At 62.4% G+C, this 20,208-nt stretch carries 19 protein-coding genes; 2 read left to right on the top strand and 17 right to left on the bottom strand.

Annotated elements, in window-relative coordinates; all coding sequences use genetic code 11:
- Positions 1-115: 115 nt before the first annotated feature.
- From VQ071_RS21020 to pxpB, 5 genes are all read right to left on the bottom strand, one after another.
- Complete coding sequence (locus tag VQ071_RS21020; RefSeq protein ID WP_445293328.1) at positions 116-769, bottom strand: response regulator; 654 nt, start codon at positions 767-769, stop codon at positions 116-118.
- 25 nt (positions 770-794) lie between these two features.
- Positions 795-1,664 carry a sensor histidine kinase gene (locus VQ071_RS21015; protein ID WP_340516202.1) on the bottom strand — a complete coding sequence of 290 codons (870 nt, stop codon included), beginning with the start codon at positions 1,662-1,664 and terminating at the stop codon, positions 795-797.
- 47 nt (positions 1,665-1,711) lie between these two features.
- Positions 1,712-3,406 carry a copper resistance CopC/CopD family protein gene (locus tag VQ071_RS21010; protein WP_340516201.1) on the bottom strand — a complete coding sequence of 565 codons (1,695 nt, stop codon included), beginning with the start codon at positions 3,404-3,406 and terminating at the stop codon, positions 1,712-1,714.
- Between the two features lie 206 nt (positions 3,407-3,612).
- Positions 3,613-4,380: a LamB/YcsF family protein gene (locus VQ071_RS21005; RefSeq protein ID WP_340516200.1), complete on the bottom strand. Its 768-nt coding sequence runs from the start codon at positions 4,378-4,380 to the stop codon at positions 3,613-3,615.
- Between the two features lie 15 nt (positions 4,381-4,395).
- A complete protein-coding gene (pxpB, locus tag VQ071_RS21000) occupies positions 4,396-6,384 on the bottom strand; it encodes a 5-oxoprolinase subunit PxpB (protein ID WP_340516199.1) in 1,989 nt (662 codons plus the stop codon).
- A gap of 157 nt (positions 6,385-6,541) precedes the next feature.
- Between pxpB and VQ071_RS20995 the strand changes: the two genes are divergently transcribed.
- Positions 6,542-6,847 (top strand): hypothetical protein, encoded by a 306-nt coding sequence (locus VQ071_RS20995; RefSeq protein ID WP_340516198.1) that lies wholly within the window; start codon positions 6,542-6,544, stop codon positions 6,845-6,847.
- Between the two features lie 77 nt (positions 6,848-6,924).
- Here VQ071_RS20995 and VQ071_RS20990 read toward each other — a convergent pair whose 3' ends face one another.
- The 4 genes from VQ071_RS20990 to VQ071_RS20975 form a co-directional block, all read right to left on the bottom strand.
- A complete protein-coding gene (locus VQ071_RS20990) occupies positions 6,925-7,893 on the bottom strand; it encodes an aldolase catalytic domain-containing protein (RefSeq protein ID WP_340516313.1) in 969 nt (322 codons plus the stop codon).
- A 273-nt stretch (positions 7,894-8,166) separates the two neighbouring features.
- A complete protein-coding gene (locus VQ071_RS20985) occupies positions 8,167-8,988 on the bottom strand; it encodes a glycine betaine ABC transporter substrate-binding protein (protein ID WP_445293327.1) in 822 nt (273 codons plus the stop codon).
- Positions 8,989-9,037: 49 nt separating this feature from the next.
- A complete protein-coding gene (locus tag VQ071_RS20980) occupies positions 9,038-9,871 on the bottom strand; it encodes an ABC transporter permease (RefSeq protein ID WP_340516196.1) in 834 nt (277 codons plus the stop codon).
- Positions 9,868-11,067, bottom strand: a complete 1,200-nt coding sequence (locus tag VQ071_RS20975; RefSeq protein WP_340516195.1) for a quaternary amine ABC transporter ATP-binding protein — start codon at positions 11,065-11,067, stop codon at positions 9,868-9,870. The genes VQ071_RS20980 and VQ071_RS20975 overlap by 4 nt, the downstream gene beginning before the upstream one ends.
- Positions 11,068-11,319: 252 nt before the next feature.
- Between VQ071_RS20975 and VQ071_RS20970 the strand changes: the two genes are divergently transcribed.
- Positions 11,320-11,877, top strand: coding sequence for a GbsR/MarR family transcriptional regulator (locus VQ071_RS20970; protein ID WP_340516194.1), 558 nt, complete (start codon positions 11,320-11,322; stop codon positions 11,875-11,877).
- A gap of 84 nt (positions 11,878-11,961) precedes the next feature.
- Here the strand turns inward: VQ071_RS20970 and ssuE are convergent, their stop codons facing one another.
- The 8 genes from ssuE to VQ071_RS20930 form a co-directional block, all read right to left on the bottom strand.
- Positions 11,962-12,516: an NADPH-dependent FMN reductase gene (ssuE, locus tag VQ071_RS20965; RefSeq protein WP_340516192.1), complete on the bottom strand. Its 555-nt coding sequence runs from the start codon at positions 12,514-12,516 to the stop codon at positions 11,962-11,964.
- Between the two features lie 171 nt (positions 12,517-12,687).
- Positions 12,688-13,332 (bottom strand): hypothetical protein, encoded by a 645-nt coding sequence (locus tag VQ071_RS20960; RefSeq protein WP_340516190.1) that lies wholly within the window; start codon positions 13,330-13,332, stop codon positions 12,688-12,690.
- Positions 13,333-13,431: 99 nt separating this feature from the next.
- The gene (nfsA, locus tag VQ071_RS20955) at positions 13,432-14,178 is read right to left on the bottom strand and encodes an oxygen-insensitive NADPH nitroreductase (protein ID WP_340516189.1); all 747 of its coding nucleotides are present in this window, start codon (positions 14,176-14,178) and stop codon (positions 13,432-13,434) included.
- 161 nt (positions 14,179-14,339) lie between these two features.
- Complete coding sequence (locus VQ071_RS20950) at positions 14,340-14,903, bottom strand: peroxiredoxin (RefSeq protein WP_340516187.1); 564 nt, start codon at positions 14,901-14,903, stop codon at positions 14,340-14,342.
- 107 nt (positions 14,904-15,010) lie between these two features.
- On the bottom strand, positions 15,011-15,961 hold the full coding sequence (trxB, locus tag VQ071_RS20945; protein WP_340516186.1) for a thioredoxin-disulfide reductase: 951 nt from the start codon (positions 15,959-15,961) through the stop codon (positions 15,011-15,013).
- A 226-nt stretch (positions 15,962-16,187) separates the two neighbouring features.
- Entirely contained in the window at positions 16,188-16,886 is a 699-nt protein-coding gene (locus VQ071_RS20940) for a winged helix-turn-helix transcriptional regulator (RefSeq protein WP_340516185.1), read from the bottom strand.
- Complete coding sequence (locus VQ071_RS20935) at positions 16,859-17,257, bottom strand: Fur family transcriptional regulator (protein WP_340516184.1); 399 nt, start codon at positions 17,255-17,257, stop codon at positions 16,859-16,861. The genes VQ071_RS20940 and VQ071_RS20935 overlap by 28 nt, the downstream gene beginning before the upstream one ends.
- Before the next feature lie 779 nt (positions 17,258-18,036).
- Entirely contained in the window at positions 18,037-20,118 is a 2,082-nt protein-coding gene (locus VQ071_RS20930; RefSeq protein WP_340516182.1) for a molybdopterin-containing oxidoreductase family protein, read from the bottom strand.
- Positions 20,119-20,208: the final 90 nt, after the last annotated feature.

Raw genomic sequence — 20,208 nt, 5'->3', positions numbered from 1 at the left:
ACCTCCGCAAGTACACTATTTTCCATATTAAAATTAGCGTTTTTCATAAACTTTCATAAAGTCGCGAGCAATGGAGAGGGGGCCGCGCGCCGGCGCGGCGCGATAAGGAGATCGTCTACGGTTCGACGATCCCCTGCTCATAGGCATACCTGGTCAACTGGACACGATTGCCGAGCTGGAGCTTTTGCAAAATGCTTTTTAAATGGTTTTTGACCGTATGCTCGGACAGGCCCAGCGCCAAGGCGACGTCGCGGTTGGTCAATCCCCGGGCCACTTCCTGCAAAATCTCCGTCTCCCGGGGCGTCAGACCTTCGCGCAGCGGCTCGTCGCGGCCCGCCGCCATGCCGGTGCGCCTGGCAGCGCCAGGCAAGCCTGCGGCGGTGCCGTCCTTCGTCTTGCGTCCTGCGAACTCTCTTAATATCGACAACGCAATATCCGGGCTGAGCGGCGCGTCGTCGACGACGATGGCCCGCAAATACTCCCGCCAAGCGGCGGGATTCAGGTTTTTGAGCAGATAGCCCTGCGCGCCTTTTTTGAGCGCCTCGAACAGATGCGCGGGCTCGTCCGACACCGTCACGATGACAATCTTGACGGCCGGATACGTTTCCTTGATCGCCTTGGCGGCGGCCAGGCCGCCGATGCCCGGCATCTGGATATCCATCAGCACCAGATCGGGCCGGACGGACGGCATCAGGTCCAGCGCTTCCTCGCCGCTCGCAGCCTCGCCGACGACGGCGAAGCCGGGACAGCTCTCCACGATCTCGCGCATGCCTTGCCGGGCATGGCGATGATCGTCAACGAGCAGCACCTTCCATTGGCTGTCGATGGATATTCGCCCCTTTCTTGATCAGCTCGATCACTGTCATACCCTCCCGCCGCTCTGCCGCGAACGTCCAGCCCATGCGCAGTGCGCGCTCCCGCACCATCCGCAGGCCGAATCTGCCCGGCGCCTCCAGCGGATTGCCGGCGAAGCCGATGCCGTCGTCCATGACCGCACAGCGGAATCCTCCGTCCGGGGAGCACTCGCCGAGCACGTAGACGTTGCCGGCTCTGGCATGCTTGCGCACGTTGACGAGCGCCTCGCGCAGGCAGGCATGCAGCTCGATCTTTTCCTTGATCCCGAGCAGTTCCTCAGGGATGTCCCAGCGGAACTCCGCCTCGGCCTCGGTCAAGGCCGCGGTCTCGCCGAGACATTCGCGCAGCGGCTCCGCCCAGTCATGCTGCGATGCTTCGGGAGGCAAGCGCAGTCTGGCGATCGCCTGGCGCACATCCTCGTGCACGTCGCGTACCGTCTCGCGCAGTTGCCCGGCGAGCTCGCGCCGGGCCGGCTCGTCCGCAGCCGCGTCGAGCCTGTCCAGCTTGACGGCCAGCAGGAAGAGCGACTGCGCGATGCCGTCGTGCAGCTCGGCCGCAAGCCGCTCCCGCTCCTCGAGCGCCGCGCCGCGGGAGCGCTGCCGCTGCAGCGCCCGCTGGGACGATTCCAGGCGGACGAACAAGCCGCGCACGAGCGTCAGCGTCACGGCCAGCACGATGAACGGCGCGAGCAGGTTGCCCAGATCCATCGTCATGTACGGCAGCAAAAAAGCATGCCGGATATATTCCCACAATCCGATCGTCAGCGTCGGTATAAGGAGGATCATCCATTTGATCCGGCGGTCGTTCATCCGTATGCCCTCCCGTCGCGCGGGCGAGGCGGCATCCCCGCCGCCCGTCAATAGATGCGGAATGTCGTGGACCTGACGAGCTCGTCGTCATCCCCGTTCGTCACCCGGATCTGCGCCTCCCACCGTCCCCGGAACGCCAGATACGGCCCCTGCGATCGGTAGGTCGCCTTGATGAAGTCCGGGAAGTCGTCCAGTTCGGTGTCCTCGTACGATTCGAGCGGCACCTCGATGAATCCGACATCCCCGCCGCCGAGCGGCCGAAGCCGCAGCGCGACCTTCTTCGGCGTCCCGGAGCTGTCCGGCAGCCAGACCTTCAAGGTAAACGCATTGTCCCCGGGCACGCCGGGCGTGATCCGCAGCGTCACATGCATGTCGGTGCCCATCTCATGATAGGAGATCGGCTGGTTCGCAGGCAGCGGATTCTGGTAGGTCAGGACGCCGACGCTGAGCGCGATCGCTCCGAGCAGCCCAAGGTCGGTCCGCAGCAATCCTGCGCGGGGCAGCTCGCCCTTGCGCAGCCGCAGGCGGATGAGGAAGGCCGTGACGACGACCATGAGCGACAGCGCGATCTTGATGAGCATCCACGTCCCCCAGGCGGTCTCGAACAGATAGGAGAGCGTAGGCAAGTAGCGCAGCGTACTGAGTGTGCCGGTCAGCGCGAGCAGCAGGAACGATACGAGCGCCCATCGGGAAAATTGAATGGCGAACCTGCCGGCCTCGGGACGCTCCCGGTGCCAGATCGCCGCCAGCAGCACGAGCCCGCCCGCCCATACGGCCGCGCCCAGCAGGTGAACGTAGTCCAGGGCGAGCGTATAGGCCGCCGGGGTGAATGCCGCCGCGTGGCCGTTCCAGGCTTCGGCGGCCAGCGCGAGCAGCGTCCAGACCAGCCGGGCATAGACGTTCATGCCGCGGAGCAGCAGGGCGGCGAACGCGAGCAGCAGCTGTGCCGCGTACAGGCGGCCGACCGTCGTGTCCGTCAAGATGCGCGCCCATTCGGAGAGCGGCTCGCCCTCGGTCAGATTCGCCATCTGAAGCACGACGTAGGCAAGCGTCGCGAGCGCCCCGAACTGGGCGGTCCAACCGATCCATGTCTCCCGCGACTGCCGCTCGGCCGCGGACGGACTTCGCCGCATGGACCAGATCAGCAGCCCTGACAGGACAAGCAAGGAAGCGTAGAACAGCACTCTGCTGGCATAAAAAAGGAAGCGGGTCGTCGTAAGATCCTGTCCGCCGCCATGATTGTGCGAATTATGTCCCAACTGGCTATGCGGATCGAGCTCGGACGCATCCTGGAGCGGAGGCGGATTGCCGACCGTGAATACGTAGGCTCCCTCTACGGGGTGCCCGTCCGCGGAGATGACCGAATAAGACACGGTATAGTGCCCCTCGCCAAGCCGGGGAAGCGCGAGCCGCAGCCCTTTGCCCTGGCTCGTCCGCTCGGGCTTGCCCTGCGCTGCGACCTTGGAGTCGCCGTTCAGCACGGTCAGCCGGGCCGACGAGCCGCCGTCGAGCCGCTCGTTGAACAATAGCTCGACCGCCGGCGGACTGTCGGCGAGCTGCTCGTTCTGCGCGGGCGTCGCCCGCTCCAGAACCGCATGCGCGGATGCGGACGGCGCCCAGATGGCCGCCCAGACCGCAATCAGGACAAGCCAGAACGCCAGCATACCCGCCGCGGATACGGCGCGGGCGCCCCCTCCCTGCGAGGCGCCGGTGGACGCCCCGGCAAGCTTTATTTTCCTCATCCCCGAATTCCCGCCTTCCCATCGTCCATCGAATCATGCCAACCAGTATAATAGAAGCCGCCGGCCGGCGCATGACGCGAAGGAGCCATATCCGAAAAAACCTTCCGCGGCGTTCTCGTCTCCCCATCGTATCGCAACGGGCAGGCGCGTTCAACCCGCCGCGCCGGGACGAAGCGCGTCCGTACGCTGCGCCTTGCCCGTACCGCTCAAGGCGAAGGTCTGCCGATCTTAAACCCGGCCGCCTCCAGGCCCCGGCGCAGCGTGCTGGCGAAGGCGACCGCGCCGGGCGTATCCGAGTGAAGGCAAATCGTCTGTACGGATAGCGCGATCGGCTGACCGTCCACCGTATCCACCCGCCCCTCGCCGAGCAGCGCCAGCGTCTGCCGCAGCGCCCGCCCGGGATCGTCCAGCACCGAGCCGGGCATGCTTCGCGGCGCCAGTCCGCCGCCGCTCATATAAGCGCGATCCGCGAAGCCCTCCGCGACACTGCGGAGGCCCGCCGCCTCCGCCGCCCGCAGCAGGCAGCTGTCCGGCGGACCGTACACCGCCATGCGGTCGTCCGCGCTGCGCACGGCCCGGACGACCGCGGCCGCCAGCTCATCGCTTGCGGCCGCCATATGATACAGCGCGCCGTGCGGCTTGACATGCTCGACGCGGGCGCCGCCCGCGGCAGCAAATGCCTGCAGCGCGCCGATCTGGTACAGGACGAGGTCGTGAACCTCGTCCGGGGCGATCTCCATCGTCCTGCGTCCGAAGCCGAGCAGGTCGGGCAGTCCGGGATGCGCGCCGATCGCCGCGCCGCGCGACAGACACAGCTCCACCGTCCTGCGCATCGTGCGCGGATCGCCGGCATGGAAGCCGCAGGCGACGTTGGCCGAGCTGGCCAGCTCCAGCAGCTCCTCGTCGCAGCCGGCGCGGTATGCGCCGAAGCCTTCGCCGACGTCGACGTTCAAGTCTACGGTCCGGTTGTGCATCCACTCGTCACTCCTCTAAAATAATCGGGTCTTGGCGCCGCAAGGCAGCTGCACCGCCCCGGCATACCAGGCCAGCCGGATGCCGGCTTCGGCGATCCGCGCGTCGCGCGCGAGCCTGGCCTGCTCCGCGAGCGCTTCCGGCAGGCCGCACGGTCTGAACGCGACCCGGTCGCCGGGCCGAAGCTGTCCGAGCAGATCGAGGTCGGCCGCGATCACATGACCTGCCACCGGGTAGCCGCCTGTCGGCTGGCAGCCTGCGGCCAGCACGATCGGCTCACCGCCCGGGGGAAGCTGGATCGTGCCGGGCACGACGCCGTGGGACACCGTCATGCCCGCTCCGTCCGGCGCATCCGGCAACCGCCTGCCGCCCAGCCGGATGCCCATGCGGTCCGAAGCGGCCTTCGTCTCGAACGGGCCGCCGAGCAGGGCCGCATAGCCGGGGTGCTGCCGCTCGCCGTCCTCCTGCTCCGCGGCGGGCGGCAGCACCCGCAGCGCGACGGTGCGCGCGCCGTCGCCCCCGGGCGTCAGCGCCGAGGCAGCCCGCGCGCGCGCAGGCCCGGCATGCCACAGCCTGCCCCGCTCCGCCGCCTGCCGCCCGTAATCCGCCAGCAGGCACTCGGCCGCCGCGCTCGGCGGCAGTCCGCGCAGCACGGCGCCCGGCGCGAGCGCGCGGCCGTTCACGCCCCCGATGCCGGCGCGCGTATCCGTGCTCCTGCTGCCGAGCACCTCCGGCACGTCGATGCCGCCCGCGATCGCCAGATAAGCGCGGCAGCCCGTGCGGGCGCCGGCCAGCGCGAGCTCCGCGCCGGCCGCCAGCAGGAACGGCTGGCCGCGAGGCACCGCGGCGCCTGCCGATCGAGCCTGCATGTCGGCGCCGGTGAGCGCGACCAGGCAATCGCGAAGCGCGCGGAACCGGCCGCCGGCGATCGTGAGCTCCAGCAGCGGCTCCTCGCCGCGACCGCCGACGAGTTGGTTCGCTTCCGTCGCTGCGCGCCGGTCCATCGGGCCGCCGGCGGACACGCCGTACGCCTGCCACCCGGTCCGCGGACCGGCCTGCACCGTCGTATAGTAGCCCAGCTCGATCACCTCCAGGACAGACGCGCCGGCGCAGCCTCCGGAATCCGGCGCAGCTCCCGCCGCCCCCCGCTCCGGCCGGCCGTCTCGCCGTGTGCCGCCTCCGGCGTCGTCCGCGCCGTCCTCCGCGCGCGCCTCCGCTGCGGACAACCGCGCATACTCCCGCTCCGAGATGCTCGTGAAGCGGATCGCGTCCCCCGGCCGGATCGGGAACGGCGTGGCGGATTCCGGCCGGAACAGCCGCATCGGCGTCCGGCCGATGATCCGCCAGCCGCCGGGAGAATCGACCGGGTAGACGCCGGTCTGCGCACCGGCGATGCCGACCGACCCGGCCGGCACCGCTCTGCGGGGCGACGGCAGCCTTGGCAGCGCCAGCTCGTCCGGCAGCCCGGTCAGATACGGGAACCCCGGCGCGAAGCCGATCATGGCTACCCGGTACTGCGCCCCGGCGTGCGCACTGACGAATGCCCGCTCCGTCAAGCCGCTGTGCGAAGCCGCGAACGGCAGGTCCGGTCCCGCAGAGCCGCCGTAGAGCACCGGCACGACGATCTCTCGGCCATACGCCAAGCTGCCGTCAGCGCCTCCCCGATCCGCCCCATCCGCATTCGTCCCGGCAGACGGATCTTCACAATCGCCCGCCTCTGCAGGCGCATGGGCTGCCCCCGTGCGGGGACCAATCCCGTTCAGCGCATCGTAGAGCGCCTGCCGATTCCATCCCCGGTCCGGGTCCGTCAGCCGGCGGGGCACGCGCAAAGCCTCAATATGAATGAGCAGCGTGTCGTAGCCGGGCACCGTCTCGACGATCCACGGGATACGCCTTTGCGCGATCGCGCGCGCCCATGCGACAGGTCCTCCCTGCTCGCCAACGTCCTGTTCCCACTTCATCAGCCAGGCGCGGTCGCCGAATGGTCCGATATGCCACGCTGCCATGCCTGTACGCTCCTTTGCGCGTTGCGCGGCGGACCCGCGAACGGCTACAATATAGAGATCGGCTTTGCGCCGCTTGCGCTTGTACGATCTATCATAGCTTGCGACGCCCGTCGCGCCAACCCGAATTGTATTACTACGGACAGGAGCTTACTCGCAGATGGACACTTTTGAATTGGCATCGCTGCAAGTTCGGCAAGGCAACAACGAATGGCCGATCTCCTTCGCGCGCGCGCGGCTGTTCGTCATTCAGAATTACGGCACTTTCTCATGGTATATCGAGCTGGACGGGATGACGCAGGAGGAGCTGCTCCAGCACTTCGCCGGCTCGCTCGACATCGATATCTCCGTCGAAGCCGTGACGGTCGGCGGACGCGAGCTGGGGGGCGACGCCTTCTTCCACCCCAATCCCCAGATGCGCGCCGCCGCTCTCCGCGGGCAAGGCGAACTCAAGGGCTATCAATGAGCGATTCATCGCTGTTACGCAAAACGGGACGAAGCAGTCTGTCTGCTTCGTCCCGTTTTGCGGCTGGACCGGCGTGCTCACTTGCCCGTAAAGATCTCCGGCGTCGTCATCTTGTCGTAGAAATCCGTGAAGCGATCGCGCTCCGGCGAGGCGCGCCAGCCCATTGCCGAGCGCGGGTGCTCGTCGAGAGTGCCCGTAATCATGTCCGGAATGAGGTAGCCCCATTCTTCCTTTTCCCGCAGCTTGAGCATATGGCGCTCGATCATGCCGAGCACGGGACGCAGGCTGTAATTCGGATTGGTCAGCTTGGCGAGCAGCAGCTCGGTCGGCGTATTGCCGGCGGCGCGTCCCATCCCGTAGACCGAGGCGTCCAGCAGTTCGACGCCGAGGTCTGCCGCAGCCAGCGTATTGGCAAAAGCAAGCTGCATATTGTTGTGCGTGTGCACGCCGAGGCGCTTGTGCTTCAGGCTGCGTCTGAACTTCTCGACGAGGAAGCGCATATCGTCCGGGTCGAGACTGCCGTAGGAGTCGACGATGTAGACGACGTCGATCGGGCTGTCGCCGATCATGGCGAGCGCTTCGTTCAGCTCGTTGTCCATCACGTTGGACAGTGCCATAATATTGATCGTCGTCTCATAGCCGCGTTCGTGGAACAGCGTGCCCAGCTCGATCGCCTTCTCCGTGTCGCGCGCGTATGTAGCGACGCGGATCAGATCGAGCAGCGACTCGCTGCGCGGGAGGACGTCGTTCTCGTCCACGCGGCCGACGTCGACCAGGGCGGACAGCTTCGTATTGAGCTTGTCCGGGATGACCTTGCGCAGGAAGTCGTCGTCCAGAAACCGCCAAGGTCCGGCTTGATCCGCGCCCTTGAGCAGCCGCGGCGAATTTTTGTAGCCGACCTCCATATATTCTACGCCGGCTTCGTTCAGGCTCTTGTACAGATCCTGTACGAATTCGACGCTGAAGTCCCAATTGTTGACGAGCCCGCCGTCGCGTACCGTGCAATCGACTATTTTGCAATGGCTCGTTTTGCTGTGAATGGTCATCATAACTACCTTCTCCTTTTTCGCTGCCTCGTCGCTTCGGCGCATCGTCTTCCTACAGCCGCATTTCCTATATGACACAACATGACATCAATTTTATAACGAAACGATGCGTGACTACAAGCGGTTTGCTTAATATATTCCAAAAGACGGGCCGCATGCGGCCGCAGCAGTTGCTTGCGGAGCATGCGGCCGGATCGGTCGCTTTTATCGATGACGCTCGTTATCGGCCGAGCCGGACCGGTTCGAACCTTGCCGACAGCCGTCAGGCGCAGATCAGCCGATCCAGGCGTCGACCTTATCTTTGTTCTGGTCCACCCAAGCCTTGGCGGCTTCCTCGGGCGACTTCCCTTCCTGGATATCGACCATAACCTTGGCCATATCGTCGGCCGTCCATTCGAAGCGGTCCAGGAATGCATAGGCGTCCGCCTTGTCTGCCTTCAGCCCCTTGCGCGCGATCGTATGGATCTGCTCGTCGCCGCCGAACACATTTTGCGGATCGTCGAGATACTTCAGATCCATCTTGGCGAACATCCAGTGCGGCGTCCACCCCGTCACGACGATCGGCTGCTGCTTGTCGTAGGCGCTCTGAAGCTGCTGCGCCATCGCCGCGGACGAGCTCTCGAGCAGCGTCAGATCGCCCAGCCCGTAGGCGCCCATCGCTTTTTCCGTTGCCATCATGATGCCTGCGCCCGGCTCGATGCCGATGATCTGCTTGCCGATCGAAGACGCGACCTCCGGCTTTTTCAGATCCTCGATGGAGGAGATGTCCATATAGGCAGGCACGGCCAGCCCGATCTTCGTACCGTCCAGATTGACGCCCAGATCGTCCACATCGCTTGCGTACTTCTCCATATAGGAAGCATGCGTGCCGGGGAGCCAGGCGGCGACCATCGCGTCCGCGCTGCCGTCGGCAATGCCTGCCCACATCGGTCCCGCATCGACCTGCAGCATCTCGACCTTATAGCCCAGCTTCGATTCCAGCACCGTCTTGACGACGTTCGTGCTGGCGATCTCGGAGTCCCAGGCCACATACGCCAGCTTGATGGATTTCTTGCCGCTCTGTTCCGTACATCCGGCGAGCAATGCTACCGTCATTATCAACGTCAACCATACGATCCACTTTTTGTTCAATCGATTACGCTCCTTATACGTTACGTTTTTTGAAAGCATTTTGCGTCAGTCTGTCGAGCAGGATCGCCAGAACGACGATCGCGATGCCGGCTTCGAACCCGATGCCGGTCTTGGCTTGCGTCACTGCGCGGTAGACGTAGGCGCCCACGCCCTGCGCGCCGATCATCGAGGAGATGACGACCATCGACAGCGACAGCATGATGGTCTGGTTGATACCCGCCATAATCGTCGGCATCGCGATCGGGAGCTGCAGCTTGACGAGCTTCTGCATCGGCGTGGAGCCGAACGCGTCCGCCGCCTCCACCATCTCGGCCGGCACCTGCCGGATGCCGAGCTCGGTCAGCCGGATCGTCGGCGGTATGGCGAATATAATGGAAGCGATCACGCCCGGCACGACACCCAGCGAGAAAAACGAAACGGCCGGCAGCAGGTATACGAATGCCGGCATCGTCTGCATAAAGTCGAGGACGGGCGTCACGATATGCCGGAAAGCGCGGGAACGCGAGCAAAAAATCCCGATCGGGACGCCGATTATGACCGATAGGATCGATGCGCTCAGCACGAGCGCCAGCGACTGCATCGAAGGCTCCCACAGCTGCAGGTCGTAGATCAGCAGCAGTCCGATCAAGGCGAATGCCGCGATTTTCCATTTGCCGATCCAATATGAGAGCGCCGCGATAATCACGATCAGCAGGAGCGGATGCAGGGACGTCAGCGCGAATTCGATCCCGCTTACCATGCCGCCGATCAAGCTGCGGATCAGATCGAACAACGGTCCAAGATGCTCTGTAAGCCAGTCCTCCAGCCGTTCGATCCATGCTCCTATTTGCAACTTCGGCATCGTCATCCTGCAGCACCCGCTTCCGGAAGCGCATTGCCGGCCAGTGCGGACAGGATCGCGCCCTTAATCACGATGCCGAGCAGCCGGTTGTCTGCGTCTACGACTGCAACCGGCAGCTTCGACTCCGCCATCTTCTCGAACAGCTCGTTCAGCAGCGTATCCGGACCGGCCCATGGGATGTCCCGCTGCATGACGGCTTCCAGGGGCAAGCCGTCCCGGAGCGCTCGCGATGCATCCTCGGCCGTGACGGCGCCAAGCAGCTTCTTCTCTTGATTCGTAATATAGAGACTCGAGACGCCGCTGTCCCGCATGAATTGAAGCGCGACGCGCGGTCCGCGCTCCAGCTTGATCGTCTCCGGCTTGCGCATGACATGCGATGCGGTGAGCACCTTCGACAGATCGACGTCCTCGACGAAGCGTTCCACGTATTTGTTGGCCGGCTGCGTCAGTATGTCTTCGGGTGTGCCGATCTGGACGATCGCGCCGTCTCTCATCAGAGCGATGCGATCCCCGATACGGAGCGCTTCGTCCAGATCGTGCGTGATGAAGACGATCGTCTTTTTGACGCGCGTCTGGAGCTCCAGCAGCTCATGTTGCATATCTTTGCGAATGAGCGGATCGAGCGCGCTGAACGCTTCGTCCATCAGCAGAATGTCGGGATCGTTGGCGAGGCCTCTGGCCAGACCGACTCGCTGCTGCATGCCTCCGCTTAATTGGTCCGGTCGGCTGTTTTCCCAGCCGTTAAGTCCGACCAGCGCCAGCGCCGCCCGTGCCGTCTCCTGCCGTTCGCGTTTGCCGACACCTTGAATTTCGAGGCCGAACTCGGCATTTTCGAGGACTGTCTTATGGGGAAACAGTGCAAACTTCTGAAAAACCATACCGATATTTTGGCGTCTGAACCGCCTCAGCTCTTCGGCGTTCATCCTCGTCACATCCGTTCCTTTGAACAGGATGCGTCCGGCCGTCGGCTCGATCAACCGGTTCAGCAGCCGTACCAGCGTCGACTTTCCGCTGCCGGACAGTCCCATGATCACGAAGATCTCGCCTTCCTCGATGCTGAATTCCGCCTGGTTTACGCCGACCGTCATTTTCGTTTCTTTCAAAATTTTTTCTTTTGACCACTTCTGCGCCAGCAGTGCTGCGGCTTTATCCGGGTCGTGCCCGAATACTTTTGTAAGCCCCTTTACTTCTAATATTGGCATGAATACCTCCTTGGCCCCCACGAGTGAACAGGCTTGCTAACATATTTAAAGTTTAGAGGTATAACGTTCGGACGGTCAAAGCGGATAATAGTTAATTAAGTTCGTACAGTTTAAACTTTACGTACAATACGTACGAAATACTCCGGCTAACTCCATTTTCCTAAAGATTCGTTTCTTTACTTGCGGGAGCGGCTAAGCATACAATACAAAGTGAAGCAATGCGCGCGAAGGTATACGCCTCAGGAGGGACATATGAGCGAATGGGATGGACTGACGGCTGAGCAGGTCCAGCTGGTTAAAAAAGTCCGCGAGCGTGTAATCGATACGATCGGCAAAAACATGGATCTATACGGCATTACGTCCTCGATCGGACATCTATATGGATATATGTACTTCAGCAACAACCCCATGACGCTGGACGACTTGAGCGATGCCATGGGCATGAGCAAGACGTCGATGAGCACGGGTGTCCGCACGCTGCTCGATTTGAAAATGATCGATAAAGTATGGGGCAAGGGGTCGCGCAAAGATTTGTACGAGGTGACCCCCGATTGGCATCAGAACTTCAGCGATTACTTCTCGATCAAATGGAGAAAAGCGGTGGAAGCCAACATGAACGCGCTGGCCAAATCCATGAAGGAAATCGCCGATATCCGCCTGCGCGAGCCGAACCACGAAAGTTTGCTGAAGCTGCTGGACATCGACGAAGGCAAGATCGAGGAGGCGGTCAAGTATTACAGATGGCTGCTCCGACTGATCGACGCCCTGGAAAGCGGCAAAATCTACGAGCTCATCCCCAAAGACGAGTAAGCGAAAAAGGGACGGCAAAAGGCGATCGTTCCGCCTTCTGTCGTCCCTTTTGGCAAGCCGTCGCATCGGCCCGGCATATGTCCATTACTCGCTGCGAGCTCTCGATGTCTGCCACTTCGCTTCTTCGACGAGCAGCGACACGGCCGCATCAATCCGGCCGGCGATATCCTCGTCGATGTTCGCCCGGCCGTCTTCGCCCCACTTGACCTGGGTGTCCAGCACGAATACGCCGGTCAAAATGTTGCGGGCGCCCATCACGGACAGGACCGGCTTGAAGGCGTAGTCGATGGCGAGCAGATGCGCGATCGTCCCGCCTACGACCAGCGGCAGCACGATTTTGTTCTCGAGTCCCTTCTGCGGCAGAAGATCGAGATAAGCCTTGAGAATGCCTGTGAAGGAAGCCTTGTAGACGGGGGACGCGATGATGACGGCATCCGCCTCCGCGACGAGACGGTTCGCGTCCGCGATCGCCTGGCTGTCGAACCGGGCATGCAGCAGATCCTCCGCCGGCAGGTCGCGCACTTGAATGACCGACACCTCGGCGCCGCTGTCCTCGATCTGCAGACGTACGCGGTCGAGCACGCCGTGAAGCCTGGATTTTTCCGTCGGACTGCCTTGCAGAATCACGATCTTGGACATGTCGCTCACACCTTTTCCGATATTCCGATTTTATCCATCGGATTTTATTACGAATTATACGTGTACGTCTCCCGCAGCGTCAAGGGAGGATATGCCGAAGAGCGGGAACGAAGACGCCTCCCCGGCAAAAATCCCCGCCCGCAAGCCGGACGAGGATTCTGTCTCCGCTATCTAAGACTCCGCCGTCACCTTGGACACCTCGCCTTGGTGCTTGCCGAGCACTGCGCTCTGGCCGAACACGATGAGACCGTCCCGATTGGGCAGCCGGAGCTCCAGCTCCCCGGACTCGGGCACAAGGCGCAGATCGAAGGAAAAATCGCGCCCGATCTCCTCCGAGCGGGCCTGCAGTGCGCCGTATACGAGCGTGCCGTCTTGGCCGAGCTGCTTCTCCAGCAGTACGGAAGTCTCGGGCATCGCAAATTTCGTCGAGCGCTGCCCGTTCCACAGCACGCCTTCTCCGCCGGCGGTCAGGTATTCGCCTTTGCGCGACAGCTTGATATCCGCCGTCAACGCGCCCTCCAGATCCGTACCGGATATATAGAGCGGGTCCTTTTTGGTCATCTCGATCGTTCCTGCCCAGGCGGGCAGCGGCTCGACCTTCGTCGACTTCAGGTCGAAGTGATAGGTCTTCGCCTCGCCGTCCGCAGGCAGCGCGGCCGCAGGCGAACCGGATTGCGCCGCGGAGGCCGTAGCCGACTGCGATACGCCTGCACTGCCGCCCGCCTCGCTCCCGCCGCTCCCGCATCCCGATAGCAGCGCGGCCGCGAGCAGTGCCGCGGCCGCCGCCTTCCATCCATGTCTGTATATATCGTCCATCCCCCTTCGTCCGGCTGCGCCGCGCCGGTATGCTGCATGGATAGTAGTATAGGCAATCGGCTGCGGCGCCGCAATGGTTGTCACGGGATCGACATCGAATCAGCGCCGGAGCAGACCCCGGCCTTGCAAAAATTCCATCAATTGCAGACGATTGGGACGTGTCAGCCATTCGGCCATGATCTTGGACCAGGGCGTGCTCTTGCGTCCTTCGGTGCGCGAACGCAAGTAGCGCACCATCGTATCGTCGTACGCGCCGATCGTCGCGAACGTCCTGCCTGGCTCGTAAACGTCGCGGTGCAGCACCGCATCCACAGGCAGCCGCGGCCGTTGACCGCTTGAAGCGGACGGGATGCCGATACACATCCCGAATACGGGATAGACGAGTCTCGGGATGCGAAGCAGGGAGGTCACCTCCCCGATGCGGTTGCGGATGCCTCCGATATAGCAGATGCCGTACCCCATCGACTCGGCGGCGATCGCGGCGTTCTGCGCGGCCAGCGCGGCATCGACCGTCGCGACGACGAAGCTCTCGGCCGAATCCGCATAAGTCTGCTCGCCGTCGAGCAGGTGGCTCGAAGCCGCCTGCGCCAGTCGGTTCAAGTCCGCGCACCAGACCAGGAATACCGGACAGCTCTCGACATACGCCTGGCGGCCGGTCAACACGGACAATTCATGCTTAAGCGCCGTGTCGGTGACTGCGATGACGCTGTAGGCCTGCACGTTGCTTGACGTCGAAGCCATCTGTCCGGCAGCGACGATCTCCCGAAGCTGTTCCTCGGGCACCGGGGTTTGCTCGAAGGCGCGCACGGAACGATGCTTCATGAGCTGCATGACAACCTCGTTCATAGCGTTTCTCACTCCTCTTTCCTTATACCTTTCATCCCATTTTCCCCAATCCGACTATGCATGAAGCGGTTCCCGGCACCCAAAAACAGGAAACGGGCCGTGAAGACTACGCTTCCGGCCCTGCATGGTCCCTATGCAATTATAAGTTCGCGGACGCGTCGTCAGCTCAGCGTCTTCTGTCCGGGCTTCCAATTGACCGGGCACAGCCCGCCGGATTGGAGCGCCTGCAAAATGCGCAGCGTCTCGTCCACGCTCCGTCCCACGTTCATGTCGGTGACGACCTGATAGCGCAGTATGCCCTCTGGATCGACGATGAACAAGCCGCGGTGGGCGGCGCCGGACGCGTCGTCCAGAATACCGTAGGCATGCGCGGTCTCCTTGGTGAAGTCGGATACGATCGGGAACTTGATGGCGCCGATGCCGTTCTGTTCGACCGGCGTCTCGATCCAGGCCTTGTGCGTATAGATGCTGTCGACCGAAGCGCCGAGCACCTCGCAGTTGAGCGCCTTGAATTCTTCATAGCTGTCGCTGAAGCCGCGAATCTCGGTCGGGCAGACGAAGGTGAAGTCGAACGGCCAGAAGAAGAACACGAGCCATTTGCCGCGATAGTCCTCGAGCGACAGCTTTACCTCGAGCGAATCCAGATTTTTGGTGGAGACCAGGTTGAAGGAAGGAGCGGGCAGGCCGACCTTGGCGAACGGATAGGGGTTGGAGAGAGTTGTCATGGGTAAATGTTGCCTCCTAAAATGGGAATTTGAGTGTGAATGGGAATGTAAATGCGAGTGTAAATGCGAGTGTAAATGCGAGTGTAAATGTGAGTTTAAATGCGTACTCAGAGCGCGACGGCAGCGGCGGCAGGCGACTCGTTGGATTCCAGGAACCGTTCGCAATCCAGCGCCGCCATGCAGCCCGTGCCGGCTGCGCTGATCGCCTGGCGGTACTTGTTGTCCTGCACGTCGCCGCAGGCGAACACGCCGGGAATATTCGTCTCGGTCGTGCCCGGCGTGACGAGCAGATAACCCGTCTCGTCCGTCTTGAGCTGGCCGTCCAGGAACTTCGTGTTGGGCGTGTGGCCGATCGCCACGAATACGCCGGCCGTCTCGATCAGCTCTTCCTCGCCGGTCTCATTGTTCAGCACTTTGAGGCCGGTCACGCCGAGCGGTCCCGCAACTACCTCGAGCGGCGTCCGATTCAGACGCCAGCTGATCTTGCCGTTGGCGCGGGCGCGCTCCTGCATGATCTTCGAAGCCCGCAGCTCGGTGCGGCGATTGACCAGGACGACCTCCGACGCGAAGCGGGTCAGGAAGTTCGCTTCCTCCATCGCCGAGTCGCCGCCGCCGATGACGATAATCTTTTTGCCTCTGAAAAAGAAGCCGTCGCAGGTCGCGCAGGTGCTGACCCCGCGCCCCACATTTTCCTTCTCGCCGGGAATGCCCAAATACTTGGCCGATGCGCCGGTCGAGACGATGACCGTCTGCGCCTGCAGCTCCTCCTTGCCGTCGACCGTCAGCGTGAACGGACGCTGCGACAGATCGGCCTTGGTGACCCACCCGCTGCGGAATTCGGCGCCGAAGCGCTGCGCTTGCTTGCGCATATTATCCATCAACTCGGGACCCATAATACCTTCGGGGAATCCCGGGAAGTTCTCAACCTCCGTCGTCGTCGTCAGCTGGCCGCCCGGCTCGGGCCCTTCGATGACGAGCGGCGCGAGCCCGGCGCGCGCCAGATAGATGGCGGCCGTCAATCCTGCGGGACCGGTGCCTACGATAATCGTATGTCTCATTGATTTCTCTTCCTCTCTGTACAGGCTTGCTCTCGATAAATAGATCATACCACCGTGCCCGCGCGAGGGCATGAAGGTATGATGAAGGGATCATGAACGTATCGTGAAGTCCCGATGAAGGGCTGGTGAAGACAGTTCGTCCGGTGCCACGCCACAGACAGCAAAAAGGCCGATCGCCCGTCCCGCTCCGAGGAACGAACAATCGGCCTGCTTTCCGCGAATGCGGTCAATCCGCCAGCCGATAACCGACGCCGCGTACGGTGACGATATACCGCGGGAACTTGGGATCGTCGCCGAGCTTCTTGCGCAAGCTCTTGATATGCACGTCGATGGAATTGCTGCCGCCGAAGTAGCCCTCGCCCCACAGCTTCTCCATCAGGTCCTGCCGCGACAGCACGGCGCCGCCCGCGGTCATCAGCGCGCGCAGAATATCGAACTCCGTCTTCGTCAGCTCGATGCGGCGGCCTTCCTGCTGCACGGTCACCCGGCGCAGGTCCATGCGGATGTCCTTGAAAACGGCCTCGTCGGGCCCCGCTTGCGGTGCGCTCTTGCCGGCCATATCCTCGATGCGCGCCAGCAGCGCGCCGATGTCTCCCGGCCAGACAGCATGCGCGGAGGCGTCAGCAGGGTCCGGGTGGGCCGGCTGCTGCTCGGCGCTCACCAGGTACAGGGCCGGCGTCTTGAGCTCGGCGACGCCCGCGAGCGGGTCCAGCCCGGCGATCGAGCGATCCGCGATGAGCAGGTCGATCGCCAGGCTCGCGAGCGTCGCCTCCTGCCCATGGCGGAACACAAGCACATCGTAGCAGCGCGTCGTCAATTCAGCCAGCAGAGGCTGCAGCCGCGCCGGATAGGCGCTGACGACGACGATCCGCCTCGTCGTATCGCAGTAGGCGCCGATCAGTTCTTCTGCTTGGATGTCCGGCATGCGGGGCACACTCCTTTGAAAATGAATTGTTCCTCAGTGAGCTCGTACCCGCTCTCCTCGACGACGCGTGCCAGCCATTCGGCTGGCGGAGGCACCATCACTTCGTCGACCCGTCCGCAGGATGTGCATACGATATGCGCATGATCTTCGCCGCGCCCGTCGTAACGGCTCGTCTTGCCCTCCAGCTTGAGCTCGTGAATGAGCCCTTCCTCCGTCAGATAGCGAAGCGAATTGTATACGGTCGCATAGGCGACGGACTGTCCCTGCGACTTGAGGCGGTCGATGATATCCGCTGCCGTCGGATGATCGTCCGCCTGCATGACGATATCGTAGACGAGCTTGCGGGGGGCGGTCAGATTGCGCTTGGTCACGGATATCCCCCTTTTTATTTTCGAATGATTGTAGTTCGAATGATTGTAGTTCGAATGATTGTAGTTCGAATGATTGTAGTTCTGATGATTGTAGTTCGTAATCGTTTTAAATTTAGATTCAGTTTAAATTTAAAAATATGAATTGTCAAGCAAGTTCCCGCCACGCTCACCGCAATCGACGCTCGTAGTGCCGGCGATCCACCGAATTAATCCTAGCTGAGAACAATCGACGCTCGTATTGCTGGAGATCCACCGAATTAATCCTAGCTGAGAACAATCGACGCTTGTAGTGCTGGCGATCCACCGAATTAATCCTAGCTGAGAACAATCGACGCTCGTAGTGCTGGCGATCCACCAAATTAATCCTAGCTGGGAACAATCGACGCTCGTAGTGCTGGCGATCCACCGAATTAATCCTAGCTGGGAACAATCGACGCTCGTAGTGCTGGCGATCCACCGAATTAATCCTAGCTGAGAACAATCGACGCTCGTAGTGCCGGCGATCCACCGAATTAATCCTAGCTGGGAACAATCGACGCTCGTAGTGCTGGCGATCAACCGAATTAATCCTAGCTGAGAACAATCGACGCTCGTAGTGCCGGCGATCGGCCGAATTAATCCTAGCTGAGAACAATCGACGCTCGTAGTGCAGGCGATCGACCGAATTAATCCTAGCTGAGAACAATCGACGCTCGTAGTGCAGGCGATGTGCAGCTCCCAGCCCTGCAAATTAAAAAAACGAAGCCAGGGACCGCTCCCCCAGCTTCGTCTCGTATCTCTTATCCGGGCATGCCGACCGCCTGCACCGCCTCAATCGCCTTCTCCATCGCCACGCGGCCGGAGAAAAATACCGCGCCGCCGCCCATGTCGGACAGCCGGTCCGGCGTGAGCGCGTTGACTGCGGCGCTGCGTCCTCCGGCCTTGTCGGACCACAAGCCCTGGCTGACGACGACGCCCGGCAGCACATCCTCGCCGACCGCGGCCATGAGCCAGGCTTCGCCGCGCGCATTCCATACCCGCACCGTACAGCCGTCCTCGATGCCGAGCGCCGACGCGTCTGCTGCGTTCATATGCAGCTTGGGCGTCTTTTCCATGCGGATATGCTTATCGTTGTTGGAAAACGTCGAGTTCAGGAAGTTGTGATTCGGCGCCGGGATGAAGGCGAACGGATATGTCCTGTCCCCCTCCTCCAGCAGCGGCGAATACGTCGGCAGCGGCGGCAGGCCGTGCCGCTCCATCGTTTTCGAATACAGCTCGATTTTGCCGCTCGGCGTCGGCAGTCTTCCGGGGAACAGCGGCTTTACGTCCGCGCGCACAAATTGCTTTTCGACCAATGTCTCATAGGTAATCGGTCCGTAGGCGGAATTGCCCGGGAAATCGACAGCCTGTCGAATCATCGCCGCATCGTCGTCCACAAACGCCTCATCCTCATAGCCCATGCCCGCCGCGAGCAGACGGAACACGTCATTGTTGGATTTGCTCTCCCCGTACGGCGGCACGACCGGCTGCTGAATCTGCACATAGTGGTGCCAGTAGGAATGGTACAGGTCCGTATTCTCGAACGACGATGTCGCAGGCAGGACAATATCCGCGTACTTCGCCGTCTCCGTCAGGAACAGATCGTGAACGACGGTGAACAGATCCTCGCGCGCCAGCCCCTGCCGAACCTTGTTCGTCTCGGGCGCCACGATGGCGGGATTGCTGTTGTACACGTACAAAGACGAGATCGGCGGCGTCAGCTCCAGCAAGGCGTCGCCGATCCGGTTCATGTTGATCAGACGCGACGGCCGCCCGCCGCGCAGGTCGGGGCGCTCGAGCGCCTTGGCATTGTGGGCGACGTAGCCGCCGTTGCCCTTGATCGCGCCGCCGCCGGGTACGAGCCACTGTCCCGTCAGCGCCGGCAAGCAGGCGATCGCGCGGACGTTCATACCGCCGTTGTCGTGATGCTGGATGCCGTTGCCGATGCGGATGAAGGACGGCGAAGTCCGTCCGTACATCCGGGCCAGCTCGACGATATCGGCCTCCGGCACGCCGGTGATCCCCGAGACGGTCGCCGGATCATAGGCCGCCGCATGCGCGCGCAGCTCCTCATGGCCCACCGTATACTCGCGCAAAAACGTCTCGTCCGTCATGCCTTCCGCGAACAATACATGCATGATGCCGAGCGCCAGCGCCGTATCGGTGCCGGGCCGAATCGGGATGAACCAGTCCGCCCATTTGCCGGTCCGGTTGCGGTGGACGTCGATCGCCACGATCTTCGCCCCCGCCTTGCGCGCTTGCTCCGCGATCGTCACCTGATGCATGTTCGTGCTCACCGCATTGATGCCCCAGAAGACGAACAACTTGGCCTCCGCCGTCCGCTCGGGATCGGTGCCGTAGCTGCCACCCATCGTATACCGGTAGCCAGCCGTCCCAGCGGCTTCGCAGATCGTCTGGTCGAGCTCGGAGGCGTTCATCCGGTTGAAAAACCGCGTGCCCATCCCCTCCGTCCCGATCCGGCCCATATTGCCGTAAAAGCTGTAGGGCAATATGCTCTCGGAGCCCCGCTCGGCGATAAGCGTCCGCCAGCGGTCCGTAATCTCCGCAATCGCCTCGTCCCAGGTGATCGGCTCGAACGCCCCCTCGCCCTTCGGGCCGATCCGCCGCAGCGGCGTCGTCAGGCGCTTGTCGTCATAGATGCGGGCAGCCATATTGCGCACCTTGTTGCAGATCGCGCCGCGGGTGACCGGATGGCTCGAGTCCCCCTCGATCTTGACGATGACGCCGTCTTGCTTGTGCACGAGCAGGCCGCATTGGTCCGGGCAATCAAGCGAGCAGACAGAGGGGAACACGCCGTCCCGCTGCAGCGTATATTCGTTCATATGGCAAGTCAACTCCTTTAATCCGTGACCCCATTTTAGCACAAAGAAGACGAATCCGCCGTCTTCCGCCGGCAATCCGTCTCCCGCTCA

This window comes from Cohnella sp. 56, from assembly GCF_037963805.1.
Taxonomy (GTDB): Bacteria; Bacillota; Bacilli; order Paenibacillales; family Paenibacillaceae; genus Cohnella.
Note: the sequence above shows the minus strand (reverse complement) of the source record. Positions and strands in the feature narration are given on the sequence as shown.